Source organism: Lachnoclostridium sp. An196 (assembly GCF_002160135.1).
GTDB lineage: Bacteria > Bacillota > Clostridia > Lachnospirales > Lachnospiraceae > Hominiventricola > Hominiventricola avistercoris.
Map to the genome: position 1 here is coordinate 60,200 of NZ_NFJZ01000010.1, position 16,106 is coordinate 76,305.

The 16,106-nt window shown below is 50.6% G+C and carries 16 protein-coding genes; all 16 read right to left on the reverse strand.

Going from position 1 to position 16,106, the window contains the following annotated elements:
* Positions 1-8: 8 nt before the first annotated feature.
* Positions 9-1,385, reverse strand: coding sequence for a DNA repair protein RadA (gene radA, locus B5F29_RS12090; RefSeq protein WP_087154886.1), 1,377 nt, complete (start codon positions 1,383-1,385; stop codon positions 9-11).
* A complete protein-coding gene (locus B5F29_RS12095) occupies positions 1,382-3,811 on the reverse strand; it encodes an ATP-dependent Clp protease ATP-binding subunit (RefSeq protein WP_087154887.1) in 2,430 nt (809 codons plus the stop codon). The genes radA and B5F29_RS12095 overlap by 4 nt, the downstream gene beginning before the upstream one ends.
* A gap of 11 nt (positions 3,812-3,822) precedes the next feature.
* Positions 3,823-4,194: a GntR family transcriptional regulator gene (locus B5F29_RS12100; RefSeq protein ID WP_087154888.1), complete on the reverse strand. Its 372-nt coding sequence runs from the start codon at positions 4,192-4,194 to the stop codon at positions 3,823-3,825.
* A gap of 200 nt (positions 4,195-4,394) precedes the next feature.
* Positions 4,395-5,735: a hypothetical protein gene (locus B5F29_RS12105; protein ID WP_143449156.1), complete on the reverse strand. Its 1,341-nt coding sequence runs from the start codon at positions 5,733-5,735 to the stop codon at positions 4,395-4,397.
* Between the two features lie 92 nt (positions 5,736-5,827).
* On the reverse strand, positions 5,828-6,517 hold the full coding sequence (locus tag B5F29_RS12110) for a P-II family nitrogen regulator (RefSeq protein WP_087154890.1): 690 nt from the start codon (positions 6,515-6,517) through the stop codon (positions 5,828-5,830).
* An 11-nt stretch (positions 6,518-6,528) separates the two neighbouring features.
* Positions 6,529-8,007: a DUF1538 domain-containing protein gene (locus tag B5F29_RS12115; RefSeq protein ID WP_087154962.1), complete on the reverse strand. Its 1,479-nt coding sequence runs from the start codon at positions 8,005-8,007 to the stop codon at positions 6,529-6,531.
* Between the two features lie 176 nt (positions 8,008-8,183).
* Positions 8,184-9,455, reverse strand: a complete 1,272-nt coding sequence (purD, locus tag B5F29_RS12120; protein ID WP_087154891.1) for a phosphoribosylamine--glycine ligase — start codon at positions 9,453-9,455, stop codon at positions 8,184-8,186.
* 19 nt (positions 9,456-9,474) lie between these two features.
* Positions 9,475-10,101, reverse strand: a complete 627-nt coding sequence (gene purN / locus B5F29_RS12125) for a phosphoribosylglycinamide formyltransferase (protein WP_087154892.1) — start codon at positions 10,099-10,101, stop codon at positions 9,475-9,477.
* Positions 10,095-11,120, reverse strand: a complete 1,026-nt coding sequence (gene purM / locus B5F29_RS12130; RefSeq protein ID WP_087154893.1) for a phosphoribosylformylglycinamidine cyclo-ligase — start codon at positions 11,118-11,120, stop codon at positions 10,095-10,097. Before purM ends, purN begins: the two co-directional genes overlap by 7 nt.
* 12 nt (positions 11,121-11,132) lie before the next feature.
* Positions 11,133-11,648: a 5-(carboxyamino)imidazole ribonucleotide mutase gene (purE, locus tag B5F29_RS12135; RefSeq protein WP_087154894.1), complete on the reverse strand. Its 516-nt coding sequence runs from the start codon at positions 11,646-11,648 to the stop codon at positions 11,133-11,135.
* A 126-nt stretch (positions 11,649-11,774) separates the two neighbouring features.
* Entirely contained in the window at positions 11,775-13,862 is a 2,088-nt protein-coding gene (locus B5F29_RS12140; protein ID WP_206414211.1) for an aminopeptidase, read from the reverse strand.
* The gene (locus B5F29_RS12145) at positions 13,846-14,154 is read right to left on the reverse strand and encodes a DUF6142 family protein (RefSeq protein ID WP_087154895.1); all 309 of its coding nucleotides are present in this window, start codon (positions 14,152-14,154) and stop codon (positions 13,846-13,848) included. The genes B5F29_RS12140 and B5F29_RS12145 overlap by 17 nt, the downstream gene beginning before the upstream one ends.
* Complete coding sequence (locus tag B5F29_RS12150; RefSeq protein ID WP_242955657.1) at positions 14,138-14,608, reverse strand: VanZ family protein; 471 nt, start codon at positions 14,606-14,608, stop codon at positions 14,138-14,140. The genes B5F29_RS12145 and B5F29_RS12150 overlap by 17 nt, the downstream gene beginning before the upstream one ends.
* Before the next feature lie 18 nt (positions 14,609-14,626).
* Positions 14,627-14,782, reverse strand: a complete 156-nt coding sequence (locus B5F29_RS16575; protein WP_164488381.1) for a hypothetical protein — start codon at positions 14,780-14,782, stop codon at positions 14,627-14,629.
* Between the two features lie 11 nt (positions 14,783-14,793).
* Positions 14,794-15,474, reverse strand: a complete 681-nt coding sequence (gene pyrE, locus B5F29_RS12155) for an orotate phosphoribosyltransferase (protein ID WP_087154896.1) — start codon at positions 15,472-15,474, stop codon at positions 14,794-14,796.
* Positions 15,475-15,557: 83 nt separating this feature from the next.
* Positions 15,558-16,094 (reverse strand): putative ABC transporter permease, encoded by a 537-nt coding sequence (locus B5F29_RS12160; RefSeq protein ID WP_087154897.1) that lies wholly within the window; start codon positions 16,092-16,094, stop codon positions 15,558-15,560.
* Positions 16,095-16,106 lie beyond the last annotated feature (12 nt).

A 16,106-nucleotide genomic window follows, 5' to 3' on the forward strand; every position in this document is an offset into this window, starting at 1 on the left:
TTGCAGCTTTACCGCCCACAGATCAATTGCATGGCGTCGCGCACAGAGGCCGCCCCTGCCAGTTCGATCCCTGTGATCTGACGCACCTGCTCCATGGAGCTCTGCGGAAGCAGGATTCTGAGGAATCCCAGTTTTTTTGCCTCCTGTACTCTCTGCTGCGCCATACTGACTGCCCGGATCTCTCCGCTCAGACCCACTTCTCCAAAAACCACAGTCTTTTCCGGGATCGGAATATCTTTATAGCTGGAAATGATCGCCATCACCAGCGCCAGATCAATGGCCGGCTCATTCAGACGGATTCCTCCCGCCACATTTACATATGCGTCATAACCTGACAGCTGAAGATTTAAACGTTTCTCCAGCACTGCCATCAGAAGATTGACTCTGTTCACATCCACACCCACGGCCGTCCTCCTGGGCAGGCCGAAATTTGTCCGGCATACCAGCGCCTGCACTTCCAGCAGCATAGGACGCGTCCCTTCCATCGTACAGGTAACCACGGATCCGGAAGCCCCGGGCGGTTTGCCGCTCAGCATATATTCCGAAGGATTTTTTACCTCCCGAAGGCCAGTATCGGACATTTCAAACACGCCGATCTCATTGGTAGAACCGAACCGGTTTTTCACGCCCCGCAGGATCCGGTAAGAGGCATGCCGGTCGCCTTCAAAATAGAGTACGGTGTCCACCATATGTTCCAGCACCCGCGGTCCTGCCACCGTGCCTTCTTTCGTCACGTGGCCCACAATAAAGATCGTGATATTGTGCTCCTTTGCCAGACGCATAAGCACTCCCGTGGCCTCTCTTACCTGAGAAACACTTCCGGGCGCAGAAGAAATCTCCTCCTGATACATAGTCTGGATGGAATCAATTACCGCCACCCGTGGCTTTTTTCGAAGCATCACTTCTTCTATATCCGTTAGATTCGTCTCGCAAAGCAGCTGCAGCGAATCATGAAAAGTGCCGATCCTGGCCGCCCGCAGCTTGATCTGCTGCAAAGATTCCTCCCCGGAAATATAAAGTACCTGATCCAGGCTTTTCGACAGATTCCGGCAGACCTGCAAGAGCAGCGTAGACTTTCCGATTCCGGGATCCCCGCCCACCAGCACAAGAGATCCCGGGACAAGGCCTCCTCCCAATACCTGATCCAGTTCGCACATTCCGGTAAGGATTCTGTTCTGTTCTCCGGTCTGTACCTGACTCAAGGACACAGGTTCTGATTTCCCTCTGGAATGTTTTTTTCCGGAAGTCTGAGACGCATGCCCCGATCCTGCCGAAGGTTCCTCTACAAAAGTATTCCACTCGCGGCAGGCCGGGCACTGCCCCGACCATTTGGCCGATTCATAACCGCAGTTCTGACAGAAAAATACTGTTCCATTCTTTTTCATGCTCTTTCCTCTGCTTTCACGGTTATCTTCACCTTTCCGCCTGCAACTTTCACATCCACACGGTCTCCTTCATGAATTTTGCCGGATAAGATTTCGTCCGCCATCAGATCCTCCAACTGGTTCTGAATGGCCCGCTTCAGCGGGCGCGCGCCGTATTTGGCGTCATATCCGATCTCTGCAAGCCATTTTTTCACAGAGTCTTTGAACGACACATGGATGGACAGCTGACGTTCACAGCGCTTCTCCAGCTCATCCAGAAGCATCCCGGCAATCCGGCTGATCTCATCCTTCTGCAGCATATGGAAAACAATAACTTCATCAATCCGATTCAGAAATTCCGGCCTGAAAAGCTGTTTCACTTCATTCATGACGCTGTTCTTCATAAACTCATAGTCCTGACGCGCGTCCTCCGACGACGCAAACCCCAGTTTTTTTGGCGTCACTATGGCGCTGGCGCCGGCATTGGACGTCATGATAATCACCGTGTTTTTAAAATCCACTCTGCGTCCCTGAGAATCTGTAATATGCCCGTCGTCCAATACCTGCAGCAGAATATTGAATACATCCGGGTGGGCTTTCTCAATCTCATCGAACAAAATCACCGCATACGGATTTCGCCTGACTTTTTCGCTCAGCTGGCCGCCCTCTTCATGTCCCACATAGCCGGGAGGCGAACCGATGATCTTCGCCACGCTGTGCTTCTCCATATATTCCGACATATCCACGCGGATCATGGATTCTTCCCGTCCGAAGAGAACCTCTGCCAGCGCTTTGGACAGCTCCGTCTTTCCCACTCCTGTGGGACCGAGGAACAGAAAAGAACCTATGGGCCTTCCCGGATCTTTCAGTCCTACCCTTCCTCTTTTCACCGCTCTGGCTACCGCTTTTACCGCCTCATCCTGTCCCACGACTCTCTTGTGAAGCGTCTGTTCCAGCCGGCGGAGCTTCTGGGACTCTGCTTCCTCCAGCCTCTGTACCGGTATCTTTGTCCAGGCGGATACCGTCCTGGCAATCTGCTCTTCGGTCACCACGCCGGTTCTGTGAGTCTTTTTCCGGGACTGCGGCTCCATATGTCCCTCCAGTTCCTGCAGTTTCTGCCGAAAGACCCGTGCCTGCTCCAGGTCTCCGCTCATAAGAGCCTTTTCCAGATTTTCTCTGGCTTCCGCGGTCTTTCTGGCTGCAGCCGCGCTGTCTGAAAGACTCCCGGATCCGGACTGCTTCAGTCTGATTCCTGCCGCTGCCTCATCCATCAAATCAATGGCTTTATCCGGCAAAAAACGATCGTTCACATATCTGGCCGACAAATTTGCGGCGGCTTCCAGCGCCTCATCCGTAATCCTCACCTGATGGTATTTCTCATAATAGGGACGCAGGCCTTTCAGAATCTCCACCGTCTGCTCTATGCCGGCTTCTTCCACGACCACCGGCTGAAAACGCCGTTCCAGCGCAGCGTCTTTTTCTATATGTTTTCGATACTCTTCCAGCGTAGTAGCGCCGATGATCTGGATCTCTCCCCGAGCCATGGCAGGCTTCAGAATATTTGAGGCGTCCATGGCCCCTTCCGCGCCTCCCGCGCCGATAATTGTGTGCAGCTCGTCAATAAACAGAAGAATGTTGCCGTTCTGGCGTACCTCATCGATCACGTTTTTGATCCGCTCCTCAAATTCTCCCCGGTATTTGGAGCCGGCCACCATAGCGGTCAGGTCCAGGATACACAGTCTCTTTCCTAAAAGTGTATCCGGCGCCATGCCTGACGCGATCCTCTGCGCAAGCCCTTCCACGATCGCGCTTTTACCCACGCCGGGTTCTCCGATCAGGCAGGGATTGTTTTTTGTCCTGCGGCTCAGCACCTGGATTACCCGCTGAATTTCTTCTTCCCGTCCGATAATCGGATCCAGTCTGCCTTCTTTAGCCATGGCGGTCAGATCCCGGCTGTATTGTTCCAGCGTCTGTACGCCGCGCCCTTTCTGTTCTTCTTTATATTCATATGCCTTGTCTCCCATAGAACCTATCAGTTCTGTATAGAGATCTTTCAGGCGGATATTCATCGTATTCAGCAGGCGGGACGCCACGCACTCTCCATCTTTAAGTATCGCGATCAGGATATGTTCCGTCCCTGTCAGCTCTTCACGGAATTTTTTCGCTTCTGTCTTGGCGTCCTCCAGTATTTTCTGTGCACGGGGCGTAAACTCCCGTTTTTCAGAAAATTCTGCCGCTGCTTCCGGTGCGATCAATTCATGAATCATGCGAATCAATTCTTTTTCCGACACCCCGGCGCCCTGAAGGATCTGACCCGCGAGACAGTCCGGATCACGCACCAACCCTAAAAGAATATGTTCTGTTCCCACATAAGGATGGCCCAGCTGCAGCGCGGCCCTTCGTGCCGCTCTGAGTGCGCGTTCCGCCTTGCCCGTGTAATTCTGCATAAAACTCCTCCTTATTCACCATATTCCGCATAGATTTCATCGATCAGCTCATGAGCCTCTTCTCTGGTTACATTCTTGCAGCTTCCCTTCGCCAATATGACGGAAAGCTCTCTCTTCATCTCTTCCATCGCTTTCAGCTTATCCATATCAACGGCGATAACGGCTCCGCTGCGCCGGTCTAGACGGATATAACCTTCCTGTTTGAGCAGGCTGTACGCTTTATTCACCGTGTGCATATTGATTCCTACTTCATCCGCCAGCTGCCGGACGCTGGGAAGCGTATCGCCTTCCCGAAGTCTTGACGTAGCTATCCCAATAATTATCTGGTTGCACAGCTGCACATAAAAAGCCTCATCGCTGCTAAAATCAATCTCCAGATACATAATATCACCTGTCCTTTGTTGTATTCCCATTGTTATATATACAGTATAACAGCTCCTGGTTCTGCGGTCAACTCACCGCAAGATATATTTTCACGAAAAACAGAACCCGGGCGACTCTATTTTACGTCCGGGTTCCACCGCCTTGCGGCTTTTTCTTTCGTATTATGCAACAGTTCAGAACATGCTGAACTGTTGCCGTATTATTCATCATCTTCGTCCGGTTCGTTCAGATCAATAATTTCCAAGTCCTGATCCTGCCCGCTTTCTTCCGGGTCTGAAAAGTCAGTTTCATTTTCCTCCAGATTTCCGACGATATATTCTCCCGATTCTTTTCTTCCTTCTTCGTCATCTTCTGCGGATTCTTCCTCCGGAAGCATCTTCATCTTTCTCATACGGAGATACATAAGAACAACCACATTCACCAATGCGATAATAATCAGCACCAGTATCAGTATAACAAAGAGACGCGTGCCCATATCGGTATTGTAACGCTCCAGCTGATAAGCCATCTCCGAGCGCATCCCTGTATCTTTCTCCTCCAGCTCCGTGATATAGATCTGCTCGCCGTCATAGGCTATGGTATCAAACAGCTGCAATGAATTCTTATCATAATCAAAACTGTACCATGCCTTCTCTCCATCCTGGTTGATTCCATATACCAGATAACGGTTGGTATCGTCAAAAATCTCATCCACACCGTCGATGGTCACATGCTTATAAGCCGGAATCGTATATTTCTGTCCCCATCCCAGATCTACGTAGGAATAGCGGACAGGCGGCTCCACATCCTCGTCTTTTTCAATAAAGATCACTGTGTCAGTACCGCTGCTCATATTCACATAAGGGATCACATTTCCTGTGTCCGGATTATAAACGAAATAATCACGGAAACTTCCATTATCGCTGATCAGATACACCACATACAGATCCAGCGTATTGTGCTTCAGCACGCGGCTGTCGATACCCTGAATATCCATATGGACCACATCGAAGCCTTCCATATCTCCGGGCCTGCGCACATAAAAGGTACGGTCATCAATAACGAAGCTGGCACGTTCTTCATTCTCTTCGTCCCCCTCCGCCCCCTCGTCACTTTCTTCCGCTTCCTCTTCGGAAGCCACCGTCTCTCCCGTCAGCACATCCACCTCTGCACCGTTCACAGCAGCTGTACAGGACACGACTTCCAGCGTTGTCTCCGTATCCTCCGCTCCCCGGAATCTTACCGTGAAAACGGCCTCCGTGCTCTCCGGACTGCTGGTCATCTGAACGCTTCCGTTTCCTCCGGTCACGTCGAAATTATCTCCGCCGCTTCCGGACATATAAGTCATGACATCCTTGTCATAGGACAGCATCAGACTTACGGACTCCATGGGTTCCTCATTGGTAACCGTAAACTGCGCGGTCACCACCTGATCTGCCTCCACAGTCAGATCTGTATCTCCTTCTATCGCCGGGGCCGCAAAGACCGCCGTGCCGAACCACAGCGTCAATCCCGCCACCAGAAGCCCCGTCTTAAAGGGCCAATGCTTTCTACCTCTCATAAGCACACTCACTTTCTATATGATTTGCTCCAAGCTGCTTCTTTAAAGAATAAAGGCACTGAGGGAAAAAGTCAATTTATTTCACAGATTTTTTATACTTTCAGGTCCTCTTCCAGGATCCGAAGCCCGGCTGTATCCGTTACAGGCAGTGAAAAAATTACTGTTTTTTCTTTGCTTCCGAGCCCTGTCTTCTCCATAATCGCCTTCATGATTTTATTTTTTTCTTCTGTCCTTGTGACAATAAATATCATCTCTTTTTCTTCCGCCACCGATACTCCCAAAAATTTCCTGGCTCCTTCCGTACCGGTACCTTTGGCGTGTATCACCGTTCCGCCTCCTGCATTCGCGCTGCGCGCGGCGTCCATCACCGCGTCGATGCTTCCCTGATTGGCAATCGCTATCAACAGTTCATATTTTGTGCCCTTCAATTCCGACTCTTCCTCCTTCACATACTCCTGATCCTGGATCAGATACTGCAGCGCCTTTTTCCCTCCGATACTGGAAAGGGGCACTGTAAACGCGATCCCTGTTCCCGGCACATCAATCTGCAGCCGGACAATCAACCCGCGCTTCAATTTCTTCCACATATTATCTGTGACTATGGCCAGATAAACCATTTTCTCCGTGGCTTCCAGGCCAAAATAATCCAGTACCTCACTGCTGGCCGTGCCCCTTCCCGGTGTTTCAAAGAAGACCGCCTGCCCGTTTTCTTCAAAAAAACTCTTGAACCGGTCTTTCATATTTCGGTTTGTAATCACTGCCATCATGTATAATCCGCCCATACGTTCCTCCCTTACAGCTCAATAATCTCATAATCACCCAGTGCTTCCAGCGGCACAGCAGGAACAGCCTCTTTTGGCACAGTCTGTTCTTCCGGACGCCGGGCCTGGATCTGATACAAAGCCCCCATAACCTGGATCGTAATAAGCGGCGTCATAGCCACCATAGCCACCACTCCGAAGGCATCCGCCGCGATATTTCCGCCTACCGACTGGCAGGCTCCCATGGCAAAAGGAAGAAGGAAAGTAGCTGTCATAGGGCCGGACGCGACTCCGCCGGAGTCAAAGGCGATCGCCGTAAAAATCTTGGGCACAAAAAAGCTCAGGATCAGCGCCGCCGCGTATCCCGGGATCAAAAACCACAGGATAGGAATTCCTGTAAGCACCCGGATCATCGCAAGCCCCAGGGAAACCGCCACGCCTATAGAAAGACTTATCCCCATGGCTTTCCCGGATATGGCTCCGGAGGTCAGTTCTTCCACCTGTTCCATAAGCACATAAACGGCGGGTTCCGCCCTGACAATAAAATATCCGATCACCATTCCAATGGGAACAATCACCCATTTATATGGAAGAGATGCGATCACCTGACCCAGATAATTGCCTGCCGGCATGAATCCCACATTTACTCCGGTCAGGAACAATACCAGCCCCAGATATGTATAAACCAGACCAATCAGGATTTTTACCAGAGTCTTCTTTTTCAGGTGCAGGGAAATGATCTGGAAAACGCCGAAAAATACTGCTACAGGAAGAAGCGACACCAGAATCTCGCCCATATACTTCGGAAGCCCCTCCGCAAACATTTTTGCCAGTTCCACGGAATTCTCCACATTCCGGATATCTGTCGCGGAATATACTCCGCCGTCCGGACGATAGATCATCCCCAATACCAGCACTGCCAGGATCGGTCCCACCGAGCAGAGGGAAATCAGACCGAAACTGTCATTTTCCGCATGCTTATCGCTTCGCACTGCTGAAAAACCAATGCCCAGAGCCATGATAAACGGGACTGTCATAGGCCCTGTCGTCACTCCGCCGGAGTCGAACGCCACCGCCATAAAATCCTCCTGCACGAAAGCGGCCAGGATAAATACCATCGGATACAGGGCCAGCAGCATATAGGACAGAGGGATTCCGAGAAGCATTCTCAGCACCGCTGCCACCAGAAATATCCCCACACCTGCCGCGACAGCCAGAATCAGGATATAGTTGGGCACCGACGGCACCTGCTCTGCCAGCACCTGCAGATCCGGTTCCGAAATAGTGATAATGAATCCCAGAATAAAGCTGAGGAAGGCCACGACCCAAGCCCTTTTCATCTGCGTCAGGCGAATGCCGATCCGTTCGCCCATGGGCGTCATGGCCATCTCCGCTCCCAGCGTAAAAAACATCATGCCCAGAACCAGCAGGACCCCGCCTATAAAAAAAGCCATCAGGATGCCGGGCGGTATGGGGGCTATGGTAAAGCACAGCAAAGAAACGATCCCCATGACCGGTATAACAGCTCCTAATGACTCTTTTAATTTTTCCAGTAACTTTTGTTTTAATTTTGCCTGATAATTTCCCAATACGCATTCGCCTTTCTGCCGTTCTTGATAATCTTTGCGGTTTCTTTACCGTTTTATATTAACATAAAACACAGACTTTGCGAAAGGAAAAATTATTTTTATGCTTCGTCGATCGCCTTTCCGATGTCGCTTCGACAATATTTATTGTCGAAATCAATCCATTTTACGGCCTCGTAGGCGTTTGCGCGGGCTTCTTTCAGATCTTTGCCAAGCGCGGTTACTCCCAGCACGCGGCCTCCGTTGGTAACGATTTTACCATCGGAAAATCTGCTTCCCGCGTGGAAAACATAGTACCCGTCTTTTCCCTTGAAATTCTCCAGGCCGCGGATCTCGAAGCCTTTCTCATATTTTACCGGATATCCCCGGGAAGCCAGAACCACGCAGACTGCCGCATTGTCCTCAAACTGCAGGTCGATCTGATCCAGCGTGCCATCCACACATGCCTCGAACACATCCACGATATCGTTTTTCATACGCGGAAGTACCACCTGCGCCTCCGGATCGCCGAATCTGGCATTATATTCCAGAACCTTCGGCCCTTCCTGCGTAAGCATCAGGCCGAAGAAGATAACGCCCTTGAACTCCCTGCCTTCCGCAGCCATAGCGTCTACGGTTTTCTGATAAATATGTTCTTTGCAGAATTCATCCACTTCTTTTGTGTAGAAGGGGCTGGGAGAAAATGTTCCCATACCGCCGGTATTGAGTCCCTGGTCTCCGTCCAGAGCTCTCTTGTGATCCTGGGCAGACGTCATGATGCGGATCGTCTTTCCATCCACAAAGCTGAGAACAGACACTTCCCGTCCGGTCATAAATTCTTCAATGACCATCTGGTTGCCGGCGTCTCCAAACCTTTTATCCATCATGATAGAACGGACGCCTTCTTTCGCCTCTTCCAGGGTATTGCAGATCAAAACGCCTTTTCCCAGCGCCAGTCCGTCCGCCTTCAGCACAATAGGCATTTTTGCATGTTCCAGATACTCCAGCGCCTTCTTCGGATCGTCAAAATTCTCATATGCGGCCGTGGGAATCCCGTATTTTTTCATCAGGTTTTTGGAAAACGCTTTGGAACCCTCCAGGATCGCCGCATTCTTCCTCGGCCCGAATACCCGAAGCCCCTGTGCCTCAAACACGTCCACGATGCCTCCCACCAGCGGATCGTCCATACCCACTACCGTTAGGTCAATCTCGTTCTCTCTGGCAAATGCCGCCAGGCGGTCAAATTCCATGGCTCCGATGTCCACACATTCCGCGTACTCCGCAATCCCGGCATTTCCCGGCGCGCAGTAGATCTTTTCCACCTTCGGACTCTGAGCTACTTTCCATGCGATGGCATGCTCTCTGCCGCCGCTTCCTACGATCAATATTTTCATGTGTAAGCCTCCCGCTTCTTTATGACTTTTTTGTCACTTTTCCATCCGTTACCGTTATCTTCCCATTAGCGATCAGGTCGATGGCCCGGGGCAGGATCACCCACTCCGCTTCTTCCATCACACGGCGCTGCAGTATCTCAGGAGTATCCCCATCCTGTACCTCCACGGCCTTTTGGAGGATGATCGGACCTGTATCCGTTCCTTTATCCACAAAATGTACCGTTGCCCCGGTCACTTTCACCCCCCGCGCCAGAGCGCCCTCATGTACCTTCAGCCCGTAAAAGTCCTTTCCGCAGAAAGACGGGATCAGAGAAGGATGAATATTGATGATCCGGTTCTCATACCGCTCTACAATCTTCTCCGGGATCACCACCAGACATCCCGCCAGTACGACAAGGTCTGCCTGGGACTCTTCAATCGCTTCCAGAAGCGCGTCATTAAAGGCCTCCCGACTCTCATAGTCCTTAGGGCTGACGCATTTTGCGGGGATCCCCGCTTTCGCAGCCCTTTCCAGCGCGTAAGCCTTTTTGTTGTTGCTGATCACCGTCGCTATACGGGCTCCCGCAATCCTTCCGTCCGCGATAGAATCTATGATAGCCTGCAGGTTCGTCCCGCCGCCGGACACCAGGACTGCCAGTTTTAACATAAAGTCACACCTTTCTCTCCGGCTTCCACGGTTCCCACCACATAAGGTGTTTCTCCCGCCGCGCGGACTGCCTCCATCGTCTTCTCTGCGTCTGCCGGATCTACTGCCAGCACCATGCCCAGTCCCATGTTATACGTATTGTACATCATCTCTTCCGCGATATCTCCTTCTCTCTGGAGCATGCGGAAGATCGGAAGCACCGGATAACTGTCTTTTTTCACTACCGCGCGCGCGCCGTCGGGAAGCATTCTCGGAATATTTTCATAAAAGCCGCCGCCGGTAATATGGCTGCACCCTTTGATCTTCACGCCCGCATCTTTGATGCTCTTTAACGCTTTTACATAGATCTTGGTGGGAACGATCAAAGCCTCGCCCAGTGTACATCCCAGTTCTTCATGGTATCTGTTTAAAGATTCTCTGGTCATGGGAAATACTTTCCGCACCAGGGAAAAACCGTTGCTGTGCACTCCCGAAGAAGCGATCCCGATCAGGGTGTCCCCGGCCTGGATATCCGCTCCCGTAATCAGATCCTTCTCATCAACTACGCCCACTGCGAAGCCGGCAAGGTCATATTCATCCTCCGGATAGAATCCCGGCATCTCTGCCGTTTCCCCTCCGATCAGAGCGGCGCCCGCCTGTTTGCAGCCCTCCGCCACGCCGCTGACAATCGTAGCGATTTTCTCCGGATAATTTTTTCCGCACGCGATGTAATCCAGGAAAAACAGAGGTTCTCCGCCCGCGCAGGCAATATCGTTCACGCACATGGCCACGCAGTCGATGCCCACGGTATCGTGCTTGTCCATAAGAAACGCCAGTTTCAATTTTGTACCGACTCCGTCCGTTCCGGATACCAGCGTGGGCTTCTCCATGTTTTTAAACGCGCTCATGGAAAATGCGCCTGAAAAACCACCGATGCCGCCCAGCACTTCCGGCCTCATGGTTGCCTGCACATGTTTCTTCATCAGTTCCACAGATTTATAACCGGCCTCAATGTCCACGCCTGCATTCTTATAATCCATCCCTAGTTCCTCCTATTTCATGCGGTTCATATATTCACGGTATCCCAGTTCGTCCAGCTTCTCTGCTTTCGCCTCCACATCCCGCTTCATCTCTTCAGAGTACGCTTTCAGCCGCTCCAGCAGTTCCGGATCTGATGTGGCAAGGATCTTCGCCGCAAGGATCCCCGCGTTCGCTCCGCCGCCTATTGCCACTGTCGCTACCGGAATCCCTGTCGGCATCTGTACAATAGAATACAGAGAATCCACGCCTCCCAGATCAGAGGTCTTCATGGGAACGCCAATCACCGGCATGGGAAAAATCGCCGCGCACATACCCGGAAGATGAGCCGCTTTTCCGGCGCCCGCAATGATTACTTTGAAGCCTTTCTCTTCCGCGCCCTTTGCATACTTAAAAAAAGTATCCGGTTCCCGGTGGGCGGAAATGATTGTCATCTCAAAATCAATTCCCAGTTTCTCCAGCACTTCCGCTGCTTTGCTCATTACGGGCATATCTGAATCACTGCCCATGACAATTCCTACTTTTGCCATATCCAATCTCCTTTTCTGCCGTATGCTTATAAATATCCCTGAGGTTTTTTATAAGTCAAATTAATAAGTGGCGTATATCAATTTATAATTTCTTATAAATTATATTACAGGTCCTTTCAGCCCTTGTCAAGCAAAAGGCTTATTCAATTCCTCTGTCCCCGGCAAAACAAATCTGCCGTCGCAGATCAGCTGTGTCCGGCTTCCATCCTCATGAACAACTGCGATCTCCTGTATCTCGTCGTAAGGAATCGTAATATCAGTGTGACAGTTAAAATAAGCCTGTTCCACATCTTCTCCCCTCAGCGCCGAACACTCATTTTCCTTGGCAATGATTTTCTTTCCGTCCGGATTACACGTAACCACATCTTCTTCCCAGGAATAGCAGGTGTCTCCTACCGCGAAATGAGGCCCCATCTTTTCCGCGATCAGAATCGGCAGTTTTGCCTCGATATTATATTTCCTGGCCATCACGTAGGCAGTCGTATTCGTTCCCACCGCAAATTCTCCAAGGGGCAGCGAGTCATGATGATACAGCACGTTTTCCCGGATATATCTGCGGTTCTCTTCCTCAGCTTCATAATTCCGGCAGCTGTAGTCCCGCACCATACCGTCCCGGAACGTAATACACAGATCCCGGTAAAATAATCCGTTGAGATAAACTCCCGTCACATGGAGTGTTCCGTCTGTCCCTGCCAGTCTCGGAGACGTAAATACCTCCCCTACAGGAATGTTCACATCCGCCACGCAGTTTTCAAAGCGCGTCTCTGTGTCAGGATCCCTCAGCGGCCAGAGCGCCACCGTAAGATCCGTCCGGTTCTTTCCTTTTCCCAGAATATGGACGGAAGTTCCCCGGTCCAGCGCGTCGATCAGCTTCTGTTGTATCTCCTGATAGACCTGATAATCCAGCGTATTGATCTTCACAGTCTCCCTGAAAATCTCTTCAAACCGGCTGCCGATATCCGGAACCGGAAAAGCAATGATGGTAAAGCTTCGTTCGTCTCCCTTTATATATTCATTAACGATCTGGCCCATCCGGCTGTTCAGGTATACCTGTACCGCCTGCTGCTTATCATTTAGTTTCCACGCTGCCGGACACGTTTCCGGCTCAAAAGGAGTTTCCCCGAAGATTTCCATCACAGCCGGCCCGCCGTGGACCGCTGCCAGTTCTTTCTGCCTCTCGTATGCCGTCCGGAGCACGCCAAGCTTCCGCTCTGCAAACGCCTTATCCAGGAAAAGGGCCGCGTCTCCTTTGTGATCATAGTCATACTGCCTGTTCGGAGAAGAACTGTAATATCCGATCTTATTTGCCTCCCGCATATTCACGCGGCTTACCGCAGCCCGGTAAATAATGCTCTCAAGCCCCATATCCCTGAAATTTTTCACTGCCTGGCGGATAATTCTCTCAAATCCCACGCTGTAGCGAATATTTACGGTCTTCTTTTTGTTAAGCGGCTTACCTGCCGCCAGAAATCCCAGCCGGTATCCTTCTGTAAAGACAGAAGCAATCCTGTCAATCTCCTCCTGAGGGAGGCCGGCCAGGAACTTGCTCATCTTCCGCTCCGTATCCGAGATATATTCTCCAAAACGGTACAGGTACCGCGGATCCGAAAGATCTGACTCCATGATAATATCGCGGGCGAAGGAAAGCTCCGGATCAATCTGCTCCCGCACTCTGCCGGCCACAGTGATTTCACTGTAATCGCTGACAAACCAGTAGACGTCATCTCTCAGGCGGTCCGCCTCCGGGATCTCACTCCCCTCAAACTCCGCATGAAGCTGCAGGAATAATTCCATACAGATCAACATTTCTTCTGTCCGCTGCTCATAAGCATAGACAATCATCCCTCTCAGCTCCGCGCTCACAAAAGAGAAAATCTTCCCATAGCCGGACCCCAGCTTCTCTGCGGCAAAAGCAGGATTCGCATAACTTTTCTTATAATTCTCACCGAGCAGATCCTCATACAGCCGGAGATTCCACGTTTCCAGCTCTTCCAGCGAAGCGCTCTCCATCCATCTTCTGCCTGCTTTTTCCCATGCCTCCAGCATCAGCAGCAGGAAGTTCGCCGCAGATCTGAAATACTCCCCAAATTCTCCGGAAACCTCCGGGGATTCCGCGATCTGCCGGATTCTGGTCACTGCCAGCTCCCATCGTTCCTGCAGCAGCACTCTGTCATTTTTCAAGTTTTCCACCTTACTGTCACCATCCAAGCACATAAATCAACACATATACCGCCAGAACCGCGCCGTTAATCACAAGACCCAGATACGGAAACAATCGGTATACATCTTCTTCCTTCAGTCCGAGACTGCCATAATACAGTCCCCCAACCGACAAAAGCAGCGCCAGGAACCCCAGCACTGCCACCGTTTTCCCAGCCTGTCCGCTTTTCAGATAAGCGGCAGCGAAAATCCCCCCTGTCAGGAACAGCGCTGCTGCCCCCAGGCAGACAGAGAGGATTCCGTTTTTTGACTGGTTTTTATCTGTAAACTTATACCTTTTTTTCAACTTTTTTCTCCTTTATCCAGACTGCCAGCATATAAAGCCCATATCCCGCACAGCCGCCCAGAGTATTCAGGATGATATCGTCCACATCGCAGCTCCCCGCCCGCAGAATGAGCTGGGAAACTTCAATACACAGGCTGAGATCCAGACTCAGAAGCACCGTCTTCCAAAATCCCACTTTTCTTCTTGGAAGGACTGGAAGCAGCGCGCCAAACGGCACAAACGCAAAGATATTGCCTGCCAGATTCAGAAGGACAAGCCAGCCGCCAATCTGCCGGTAATGCTGAAGATAACGCCTGATCTCGCGAAAGGGAAGTAAATTATACTGGTATTCTCCTCCCATAAAATTTCTTCCCCACTCTTCAGAAAAAAACATAAAGTAGATCAGCAGCAGGATATAAAAGCCGAAGAAAATACGGCTCAAGAGCCGGACACGCTTTTTTGTCGCTTCTCTCACTGATAACTCCTCAATTTTCTAAAACATCAGATCTGTCTTCCCCTTCAGCAGGCGGGCCCCGTTCACAATCATCATCACACCGGCCGTGATACCGGTGACTAATACCACAATTCCCAGCACAATATCCCCTGCTCCTATGCCTCCCATCAGCTTATAGGTCTTTTCACTGTCCATATGATTCCCTCCTATTTCGCTCCATACTGTTTATAATATGCATCGATGGACGCCTTTAATACATCGTCGATAACGATTCTTCCTTTACACGGATGATTATAAAGGCAATCTACTACTTCTGCCATAGTTACGATGGCGCTGGTCTCAAATCCATAAAGATCTTTGACTTCTTCCAGGGCGCATTTGCTGCCTCCTTTGCCCACTTCCATACGATCCAGAGATACCATAAGTCCTACAATTGTTACATCCGCCGCTCCCCTCACTTTCGGGACCGTCTCCTCCATGGATTTGCCGGATGTAGTCACGTCTTCAATCATGATCACACGATCCCCGTCTTTCAGCGGGCTGCCCAGAAAACTCCCTTTATCTGCGCCATGGTCTTTCTCTTCCTTGCGGTCGGAACAATAGCGGATCTCTTTTCCATACAGTTCGCTGTACGCAATAGCCGTTACCACCGCCAGCGGAATCCCTTTGTATGCCGGTCCGAACAGTACGTCGAAATCATCCCCGTAACGGGCATGGATCGCCTTTGCATAATACTGACCCAGCTTATGCAGCTGAGAACCTGTCACATAAGCTCCTGCATTCATGAAAAACGGCGATTTTCTGCCGCTTTTTAATGTAAAATCCCCAAACTTCAACACGTCGGATTCCACCATAAATTCGATAAATTCCTGCTTGTACTGTTCCATATCTGTAATCCTCCATATCTGCCGGCTGATGCCTTTTAAATCTTTACTTTTTTATACTAACATATACATACAACATTTTCAATTTAGCGGAAAATAAATGTATAAACCATATCCGCAAGCAGAACAGCTGCCAGAATAAAAGCTGCCGCCTTCCGGACAGACGGCGGCATTCGATCTGCGGCCGCTTCCAGCACCGGCTGCAGCAGATACAAAAACACCATCCCTCCGATTCCAAAACGAATACTGGGATTCAGCGCGATTCTTCCGTCAAAATTCCAGGCAAACCGGGTATAGTCCCACATCCAGCTTCCGTACAGCCATTCCATAAGATAACTGGCGGCCAGCTCCACAACGGTGGTGATCAATACGATTCCGCCAAATACCAGAAACGGCGTGACCGGTATCTTTCCCAAATAAAACTTTTTTCTCTTCAGACCTTTCAGTGAAAAAATCAGCAGCAGCGCTCCGAATCCGTAAATCGTGCAATACGGGCCGAAAAGCACGCCCCGATTAGAAAACCCCCACCGATACACCGCAACTTCCAGAAATACTTCATAGCACCACCCGATCACCGAATAACACATAAAGTAGAGAAAATACTCCTGGATCTTCTTTCCCATATATTTCTCCTT

What these genes read in the sequence shown, in the direction of transcription:
- purD (WP_087154891.1), bottom strand. Translation starts at nt 9,455, where the DNA reads ATGAAAATATTGATCGTAGGAAGCGGCGGCAGAGAGCATGCCATCGCA.
- B5F29_RS12115 (WP_087154962.1), bottom strand. Translation starts at nt 8,007, where the DNA reads ATGGGGATCGTTTCTTTGCTGTGCTTTACCATAGCCCCCATACCGCCC.
- purE (WP_087154894.1), bottom strand. Translation starts at nt 11,648, where the DNA reads ATGGCAAAAGTAGGAATTGTCATGGGCAGTGATTCAGATATGCCCGTA.
- B5F29_RS16575 (WP_164488381.1), bottom strand. Translation starts at nt 14,782, where the DNA reads ATGGACAGTGAAAAGACCTATAAGCTGATGGGAGGCATAGGAGCAGGG.
- B5F29_RS12160 (WP_087154897.1), bottom strand. Translation starts at nt 16,094, where the DNA reads ATGGGAAAGAAGATCCAGGAGTATTTTCTCTACTTTATGTGTTATTCG.
- radA (WP_087154886.1), bottom strand. Translation starts at nt 1,385, where the DNA reads ATGAAAAAGAATGGAACAGTATTTTTCTGTCAGAACTGCGGTTATGAA.
- purN (WP_087154892.1), bottom strand. Translation starts at nt 10,101, where the DNA reads ATGTTAAAACTGGCAGTCCTGGTGTCCGGCGGCGGGACGAACCTGCAG.
- B5F29_RS12100 (WP_087154888.1), bottom strand. Translation starts at nt 4,194, where the DNA reads ATGTATCTGGAGATTGATTTTAGCAGCGATGAGGCTTTTTATGTGCAG.
- B5F29_RS12110 (WP_087154890.1), bottom strand. Translation starts at nt 6,517, where the DNA reads ATGGGCGGATTATACATGATGGCAGTGATTACAAACCGAAATATGAAA.
- pyrE (WP_087154896.1), bottom strand. Translation starts at nt 15,474, where the DNA reads ATGGAACAGTACAAGCAGGAATTTATCGAATTTATGGTGGAATCCGAC.
- B5F29_RS12140 (WP_206414211.1), bottom strand. Translation starts at nt 13,862, where the DNA reads ATGTGCTTGGATGGTGACAGTAAGGTGGAAAACTTGAAAAATGACAGA.
- purM (WP_087154893.1), bottom strand. Translation starts at nt 11,120, where the DNA reads ATGGATTATAAGAATGCAGGCGTGGACATTGAGGCCGGTTATAAATCT.
- B5F29_RS12105 (WP_143449156.1), bottom strand. Translation starts at nt 5,735, where the DNA reads ATGAGAGGTAGAAAGCATTGGCCCTTTAAGACGGGGCTTCTGGTGGCG.
- B5F29_RS12095 (WP_087154887.1), bottom strand. Translation starts at nt 3,811, where the DNA reads ATGCAGAATTACACGGGCAAGGCGGAACGCGCACTCAGAGCGGCACGA.